Source organism: Pseudomonas sp. 05N434, from assembly GCF_056396965.1.
On sequence record NZ_JBFTMK010000208.1, the window covers coordinates 1 to 7850 of the forward strand.

8 protein-coding genes and 1 pseudogene are annotated in these 7850 nt (G+C 58.0%); 3 read left to right on the forward strand and 6 right to left on the reverse strand.

Annotated elements, in window-relative coordinates:
• Positions 1 to 73 precede the first annotated feature (73 nt).
• Together AC1DLB_RS14850 and AC1DLB_RS14855 are read left to right on the forward strand one after the other, a co-directional pair.
• A complete protein-coding gene (locus tag AC1DLB_RS14850) occupies positions 74 to 1042 on the forward strand; it encodes a metallophosphoesterase family protein (protein ID WP_018927975.1) in 969 nt (322 codons plus the stop codon).
• Positions 1043 to 1056: 14 nt separating this feature from the next.
• Entirely contained in the window at positions 1057 to 1365 is a 309-nt protein-coding gene (locus tag AC1DLB_RS14855; protein ID WP_007941931.1) for a cupredoxin domain-containing protein, read from the forward strand.
• A gap of 163 nt (positions 1366 to 1528) precedes the next feature.
• On the opposite strand, the gene AC1DLB_RS14860 is transcribed toward AC1DLB_RS14855, so the two are convergent.
• From AC1DLB_RS14860 to AC1DLB_RS14870, 3 genes are read right to left on the reverse strand one after another with little or no spacing between them, the layout of a single operon-like run.
• Positions 1529 to 2173, reverse strand: coding sequence for a TetR/AcrR family transcriptional regulator (locus tag AC1DLB_RS14860; RefSeq protein ID WP_477744581.1), 645 nt, complete (start codon positions 2171 to 2173; stop codon positions 1529 to 1531).
• The gene (locus tag AC1DLB_RS14865; protein ID WP_477785190.1) at positions 2160 to 3011 is read right to left on the reverse strand and encodes a 3-hydroxybutyryl-CoA dehydrogenase; all 852 of its coding nucleotides are present in this window, start codon (positions 3009 to 3011) and stop codon (positions 2160 to 2162) included. Before AC1DLB_RS14865 ends, AC1DLB_RS14860 begins: the two co-directional genes overlap by 14 nt.
• A gap of 16 nt (positions 3012 to 3027) precedes the next feature.
• Positions 3028 to 4212, reverse strand: coding sequence for an acetyl-CoA C-acyltransferase family protein (locus AC1DLB_RS14870; protein ID WP_064617060.1), 1185 nt, complete (start codon positions 4210 to 4212; stop codon positions 3028 to 3030).
• Between the two features lie 132 nt (positions 4213 to 4344).
• Here AC1DLB_RS14870 and AC1DLB_RS14875 point away from each other — a divergent pair, with 132 nt between their 5' ends.
• The gene (locus AC1DLB_RS14875) at positions 4345 to 5361 is read left to right on the forward strand and encodes an AraC family transcriptional regulator (protein ID WP_477785191.1); all 1017 of its coding nucleotides are present in this window, start codon (positions 4345 to 4347) and stop codon (positions 5359 to 5361) included.
• Positions 5362 to 5719: 358 nt separating this feature from the next.
• Here the strand turns inward: AC1DLB_RS14875 and AC1DLB_RS14880 are convergent, their stop codons facing one another.
• The 3 genes and pseudogenes from AC1DLB_RS14880 to AC1DLB_RS14890 form a co-directional block, all read right to left on the reverse strand.
• On the reverse strand, positions 5720 to 6394 hold the full coding sequence (locus AC1DLB_RS14880) for a polysaccharide lyase family 7 protein (RefSeq protein WP_477744583.1): 675 nt from the start codon (positions 6392 to 6394) through the stop codon (positions 5720 to 5722).
• A 326-nt stretch (positions 6395 to 6720) separates the two neighbouring features.
• The gene (locus tag AC1DLB_RS14885) at positions 6721 to 7449 is read right to left on the reverse strand and encodes an XRE family transcriptional regulator (RefSeq protein WP_018927969.1); all 729 of its coding nucleotides are present in this window, start codon (positions 7447 to 7449) and stop codon (positions 6721 to 6723) included.
• A 184-nt stretch (positions 7450 to 7633) separates the two neighbouring features.
• Positions 7634 to 7850, reverse strand: a pseudogene (locus AC1DLB_RS14890) (hypothetical protein); the annotation flags it as partial.

Consider the following 7850-nt stretch of genomic DNA (forward strand, 5'->3'; position numbering starts at 1 on the left):
GAATAAACACTCATCCCGCAAGGTTTACCTCGTGTCAGCTACATCACTGTAGTCCGCCAGCGAGGACATACCGATGGACATTCAATCAAAACACCCATTGCGCACCGACGACTTGCTGAACCCTGACCGCCGAACGCTGCTCAAGTGCTCGGCGTGGGCCGGGGCAGGGGTTATCTGGGCCCTGAGCGGCGGCATTCCCCGGGCCTTTGCGCTGGATGAGGCAGGCAACGTCGCCGACCCCAAGGCACTGGCCAGCACGTTTCACTTCGTGCAGATCAGCGACTCGCACATCGGCTTCAACAAGGAAGCCAACCCGGAGCCGGCAAAGACATTGCAGGTGGCGATCGACAAGGTCATCAAGCTGCCAAAACCACCGTCGCTGATTCTGCATACCGGCGACATCACGCACCTGTCCAAGCCTGAGGAGTTCGACACTGCGGCACAGTTGCTCAAGGGGCTGCCGTCCACCGTGCATTACGTGCCGGGTGAACACGACACCCTCGATGAGGGCGGCGGCAAGCTTTACCTGGAGCGATACGGCAAGGGCACCAAAGGCAATGGCTGGTACAGCTTCGATGACCACGGCGTGCATTTCATCGCACTGGTAAACGTCTTCAACTTCCAGGCCGGTCACGAAGCCACCCTTGGCGCCGATCAACTGGCCTGGCTGGCCGATGATTTGCGGGCGGTGACGACCAGTACACCCATCGTCGTGTTTACCCACATTCCGCTGTGGACGATTTATCAGCCGTGGGGCTGGGGCACCGAGGATGGTGATCAGGCGATTGCGATGCTGCGCAAGTACGGTTCAGTGACGGTATTGAACGGCCACATCCATCAAGTCATCCAGAAGGTCGAAGGCAACATCACCTTCCACACCGCCCGTGGCACGGCTTACCCACAACCTGCACCGGGTGCGGCGCCGGCACCGGGGCCGATGACGGTGGCCGCCGATCAATTGCGCAATTACCTGGGGATCACCGATGTGCGAGCGACACAGGGCGATCATCCGCTGGCGCTGATTGATTCGACACTGGTCTAGGGGAGGGCGGTCAGATGAAAACGCGACTGTTGGCGGTGGTGTGCCTGATGCTGTCGATGCCGGCGTGGGCTCAGGAGGTGAAGATCGATATCAAGGAGTTCATGTTTGCACCCAAGGATTTGACCGTGGCCGTGGGCACCAAAGTGACGTGGGTGAATGACGACCAGATTCCGCACACGGTGGCAGAAACCCACAAGGTGTTTCGCTCGGGGGCGCTGGATACGAATGACAGTTTTTCCTGGGTGTTCAATACGCCGGGAGAGTTCGAGTATTTTTGTGCGCTGCACCCGCAGATGATCGGGAAGATTGTGGTCACCCAGTAAACAAAGGGCGCTGGAAGGTCAAAAGACCGCAGCCTTCGACTGTTCCGACGTCTGCCGGCTCAACCAGCAGGTATCCCCAGAAATGACAAAGCCCCGAATAATCGGGGCTTTGTCGTACGGAATCTGCTGACGACTCAGTTCGAGGAAGAGCCGCATAGGCTTGTTATTTCGTAGTTGGCTGCTTCGTACTGTCGCCCGCGTTGGCAGTCGTCGCCCAATTACGCGTCTTTGGCGCCAATAATCGCTCGATGGCGCCACTCACCATGTTTTCCATCAAATTATCGCGCTCTTGTTCATCCAGCGAATGTTGCATCAGCCAACTGGGCGCGCTATTGAGCAAGGCTGCAATGGCTCGACCCGCGGCCCGTTGCGCCGGTTCGCTCACGCGGGGTTTGGCTCCGAGCATCAGCAGCAATTTGCGTTCGTATTGCTCACGCAAGTGGCGAACCTGTTCCTGCTGCTCCTCGTTGAGGCAGCCACTGTCGCGCTCCGCCAGTCGAAAATGCCAGGGCATTTCCTGGTGCAGACTCAGGTGGGCGCGGATCAGGCTGTTGAGCCTGTCGCGTTTTGCCGGCACCTGTTGTTCAAGGCGCCCCAAGGTTGCCAACAGCTCTTCGTAGAACTCCTCGATCAAGTCGAGCAGCAAGTGCTGCTTGCTGGGGTAATGGTGATACAACGAGCCTGGAGTGAGCCCCAGGCTTGTCGCCAGCTCACGCATGCCGACCTGACCGAAACCCTTGCTGGCAAACAGCTCCAGCACCTTGCCCCGGTACTCGGCAAACCGTGAGCAACGCTCAGGCATAGGCATGGAAGCCACGTCCCGTTTTACGCCCCAGGTAACCGGCGGCGACCATTTCCTTGAGCAGCGGTGCAGGGCGATATTTGCTGTCATTGAAGCCGTCGTAAAACGCTTCGAGAATGGCCAGCACCGTGTCCAGACCGATCAGATCCGCCAGAGCCAGTGGCCCGATCGGCTGGTTGCAACCCAGGCGCATGCCGGCGTCGATGTCTTCGGCGCTGGCCAGGCCTTCCTGAAACACCAGGATCGCTTCGTTGATCATCGGCACCAGAATCCGGTTGACCACGAAGCCCGGACGGTTGCCCGCGGTGATCGCGGTCTTGCCGAGGGTTTTTGCCATGTCCAGCGCCAGGGCGTGGGTGGCATCGCTGGTTTGCAGGCCACGAATCACTTCGATCAGGCCCATCACCGGCACCGGGTTGAAAAAGTGCAGGCCGATGAAACGCTCAGGCTGGCTCACGCTGGCGGCGAGTTGGGTGATGGACAGCGACGACGTGTTGGAAGCAATCACGCACTCGGCGCTGACCYGAGCGGCGATCTGTTGCAACACGCGCAGTTTCAGATCGAGGTTTTCGGTGGCGGCTTCGATCACCAGTTGCGCGTTCAGCAGGCTGCCGTAATCAGTGCTGGTGCGAATCTTGTCGAGGGCGGCGAGTTTTTGTTCCTGCGTCAGCGCGTCCTTGGCGACCTGCCGATCAAGGTTTTTATCGACGGTCGCGATTGCCTTTTGCAGAGCGCTCTCGGAAATGTCGATCAAGGTCACGTTGAAGCCGGCCAGGGCGCAGACTTGCGCGATGCCATTGCCCATGGTGCCGGCGCCGATAACGCCAATGTTCTGTAGGTTCATGCGTATGTCCTTGTGATCAAACCCGTTCGAACAACACGGCGATGCCTTGGCCGCCACCGATGCACATGGTCGCCAGGGCATAACGGCCCTGACAGCGGTGCAGTTCATGAATGGCTTTGGTGGCGATGATCGCGCCAGTGGCGCCCACCGGATGGCCCAGCGAGATGCCCGAACCGTTGGGGTTGACCTTCTGCGGATCGAAGCCCAGCTCTTGCGCTACGGCACAGGCCTGGGCGGCGAAGGCTTCGTTGGACTCGATCACGTCAAGATCGGCAACGGTCAGGCCGGCGCGCTTGAGCACCAAACGGGTGGCGGGAATCGGTCCCAGCCCCATCATTGAGGGCTCAACGCCTGCGTGGGCATAACCCACCAGTCGAGCCATGGGCTTGAGACCCTGTTCCTGAACAGTTTGACCGGTGGCCATGATCAGTGCGCCGGCACCATCATTGAGACCAGACGCGTTGCCGGCGGTGACGGTGCCGTCCTTTTTGAACGCCGGTTTCATGCGGCTCAATTGCTCGACGTTGACCTCAGCCCGTACATGCTCATCCGTCGCAAAGGAAACCGTCCCTTTGCGGGTCGCGACTTCGATCGGCACGATCTGCCCGGAAAAACGCCCCTCGGCAATCGCCCGGGCAGCACGCTGTTGGCTGAGAAGCGCCAACTCATCCTGGGCCTGACGCGTGATGCCATAGTGCTCGGCGATATTTTCAGCGGTGATCCCCATATGGAAACCGGCAAACGGGTCTTGCAGTGCGCCAAGCATGTAGTCGACGGCCTGCATGTCGCCCATTCGTGCGCCCCAGCGCGCCTGCGGCAACAGGTACGCGCCGCGGCTCATGGACTCGACGCCACCTGCCAGCGCAGCGCCCGCATCCCCCAGCATCAAACTTTGCGCGGCACTGACAATCGCCTGCAAACCCGAACCGCAAAGACGGTTGACGTTGAAGGCGGGAGTCTCTTTCGTCAGGCCGGCATTCATCGCTACGACCCGGGAGATGTAGGCGTCGCGTGCCTCGGTCGGGATCACATGCCCCATCACCGCGTGGCCGATATGCTCGGGCGCCAGGCCAGATCGTTCGATAGCGGCGCGGCAAACATCGGTTGCCAACTGAATAGGCGGTACATCCTTGAGTGAACCGCCAAAGCTGCCGATGGCAGAACGGACGGCGCTCACTACAAAAATATCGGAATGGTTCATGTTGGCTCTCTTGAACAGGTCTTTTTTGTTGAGCACGAGTCTAGAATCAGCAGCGCCGCTGGCCTATGCCAAAACTGTTCAAGGGTGATGGCGTTTTTTGCCATGTTCAGATGTAACGAGAGAGGCATTCAAATGCGGGAAACGGATTCGGTGGCGGTTTACTTCATGTATCCCATGATCCATGCGTTGCGTGAGAAGCCGCAGCGTTTGCGGTCACTCCTTGAACAGGTGGGAATTGATCCGGCACTGATGGATCAGCCGACAGCACGGGTGCCGGCCACGGCTTTCGCCGCGTTGTGGCTGGCGCAGATTCGTGAGTTGAACGATGAATTTTTCCAGTTGGACTCCCATGGTATGCCGCCGGGCAGTTTTGCCTTGATCTGTCGGGCATTGATTCAGGAGCCGACGCTGGAAAAAGCCATGCGTCAGTGCCTGGCCAATTTCGCGTTGTTCCTGCGTGATTTTCGCGGCATGTTGAGTGTGCGTGGCAAGCGTGCGGTCATCAGCTTGCAGACCCGCTCGCAGAACAGCGAGGTCAGCCGGCTGGGCGAAGAAACGTTTCTGGTGTTGATGATCAGTCTGCTGTGTTGGCTAGGCGGGCGGCGAATTCCCATCGATCGTGCGGACTTTCGTCATCAGCGTTTGTCGCTGCGTGATGACGCCTTGCTCTGGGGGCCCAACCTGACCTTTGGCACCGAACACACCGAAATCGAGTTCGCCAGTCACTACTTGCGGCTGCCGGTGGTTCAGGACCTTGCCTCGCTGAAAGTGTTTTTGCGCACCGCACCTCAATGGCTGGTGATYCGYTTCCGYAACCAGCATGGSCTGGCATCGCAGGTTCATCAGCGYYTGCGCMAYAGCCATTACAGCSAATGGCCGACCTTGCAGGACTTCGCCCTGGAACAGCACCTGAGCCCCAGTACCTTTCGCCGGAAACTGGGACGTGAGGGCTGTTCGTATCAGGAAATCAAGGATGAAGTGCGGCGCGGGGTGGCGTTTGAACGGTTGCGCCAGAGTAAGGCGAACATCAGCGATATTGCCGAACAGTTGGGGTTTCAGGAGCCGAGTGCGTTTCACCGCGCCTTCAAAAAATGGACGGGGGAGAGCCCGGGGCAATACCGTTTGCGGTTTCAAGGTCGGGATGATTGACCCATCCGGGAAGTCTTTTGTGGTCTGTTTAGTTCGAGACGTGTTGAGCATTGCGCTCGGATATCTGCCTCAACCGAGAATCGCTTTTCCAGTGGTGCATTCAGGTCGTGAACTGATCAAAAGCCACTCGGCTGCGCTCATCCGTGCCGTGCGCAGCGGGGGTGATCTGCGCGAGGTCGTCACCTCTGGCTCTGCCTGCGCCGGTCTCTGCCCGGCGTACTCAGTGGCTGGCCTGATTAACAGTCAGGTGCCTGCTTTGCTACAGATCACACTCCGATGCGCTCTCAATGAGAGGGGCGGGCAGTTATCGTCAGGCTGACGTGACGCTGGTTGTCATGCTCGCACGAAATGCGCGATTTCAGAGGTGGGTGATGGAAAGGTCGCTGATGATGCAGACCGAACCGTCTTGCGGGTCAGTGGTGTCGGAGTAATCGATCTGGTTGTACACACCGCCGTGGAAGGCGAGAGTTTTCGTGTCCCAGGTGTTGTCGAGGCGCATGATTGCAGAGGTGGATTTGACGCCATTACAGCTCGCCGAGACGGATACAGCGCCGTTCGAATTGGCGTGAATGTTGATTTTGAAAAGTGCACCGAGTGGCACGTCTTCCAGAATCGTCGTGTTCACCGGGTCTTCCTGGAGATAGCTCGACCGAAATCCCATCGTGATTCGGCCTTTGTTCCAAAACACTTTTACAGGTGGCCTTTCCGAACCCTGAACATGAATCTGGCTGATCACAACCTTCTGCAGCGAGTTGACCTTCGTGACTCGCATTTCTTGTCGGTTCCAGTGGTCAGCAGCGCTGGCGAACAACCAATAGCCCGGCTCTTTCCACTCGCAGCGCGTCCGCAGGGTGCTCTTGCTCGAAGCACCGAGCGTCGGCGCCGTCATTTGCAGCGAGCCATCTGGAAGCATCGAAACAACTTCCGGGCATTCAAGCAGTGCCCGCCAGCCGATCAATTCAAGCGCGATCGGGTTGGTGTCGGAGATTGGAAGCGGTGTAGCGATTGTGTAGTTGCTGATGTCTACGGTCATGGTCATTTCCCTATTTCATTTGATGTCACCCTTTGCTCAGTTGAGCCTTACTTTTGGTGCTGCTGGGCCTGTGATGCGTTGGCTTGGACTTGAATATAGGTATACCCGTAATTTGTGTCAATGGGTATTCCCATAATTCAGCGCTCCCACATTCTTATGGTGAGAGGGAGTCTGCATTTGGTGAGATTGGATGCGCTGAAATTCTTCTTGGGAGTGCGGCCACGCGCAGTACGACGAACGCCTCAAGCTCGTCCAGGCATTGAGGAGTGGCGTCCAGCAGAGCGTTGTTCTGCCAAGGCTGCAACCGTTGGAGCCAACTCAGCCCTTCAACGCGAATACATCGCCCACCAGAACACATGCCCCAGAATTGAAATCTGCTGCTCCTGGATTTGCTGGAACGTGTAGTCCTCGTCCGGATGTTCGTCTCGGTTGAAGCTTCGCAGGCGAATTCCGGTGGGCGTGCGGTACACCTGTTTGACCCTTAGCTGGCCGTGGTGGTTGATCGCGTACATCTCGCCGTCGACGATATCGCTCAATGTGTTCTTGCCAACGTTCACGCCAACCGTGGCGCCGTCGCGCAGCACCGGCAGCATGCTGTTGCCGCTCACCGCGACGCACTTCGCGTTGCTGAACTGAACGTTGTTGTGGCGAAGGTCTTTCTTGAAGAAGCGCAGCCTGGCGCTGGTGCTTTCGGCAATCGCGAATCGGCCGGAGCCCGCTGCTAACTCCACTTCCTGGAGAAATGGCACGTAAACCTCGTCGTCATCGAGCGGGGTTTCGTCATCCCATGTCTCAATGTCTGACATTGCCACGTTTGGTTGAGTGCGCTCAGCGGTTACTGCAACACCTTTGAGCATGTCGCCACTGCCTTCAGCGAGCCACATAGGGGAGACACCACAGACCGAAGCAATCTGAGCAGCAAAGGCTGTCGCCTTCGATTTGCCGCGCTCAAGGTCGGAAATTGATGTCTGCGTGAGGCCGGCGCGCTCGGCAAGCTCGGTCTGGTTTAGACCGGCATGGCGACGGGCGATTTTGAGTCTTTCTTTAAATTCCATCCGCGAAGTATTACGGGCGTTCCCATACTTTTGCAAATCGGTATTCCTATAATTATGTGGTATGGGTGTTCCCGTATGGGCGGTCCCCCCCAAAGCGCTCAATGTCTGGAAGCAATGCGCGCCGTGCAACGACCACAAGTCCGGTAGCATTGTGATCACCACAGCCTGGGTGGGCTCACTAAATTCAGAGCCGCATCATTGGCAGTGGGCTCAATGGGTTCGTTAGCAGTCGTTTGAGCGAAAGCTGAACTAAGCGAATGTGAAATCCTGCATCAGGAAAGGCCGAGAATATCTCACGTCGCTTCTGTCGTGAGAGTCCAAAAGTAACCGCACCACGGGAGACGTCGACCCAATCGGCTTTGCGAAAGACCTCTGCAAGGTTCTGTGGATCGCGATGGGAC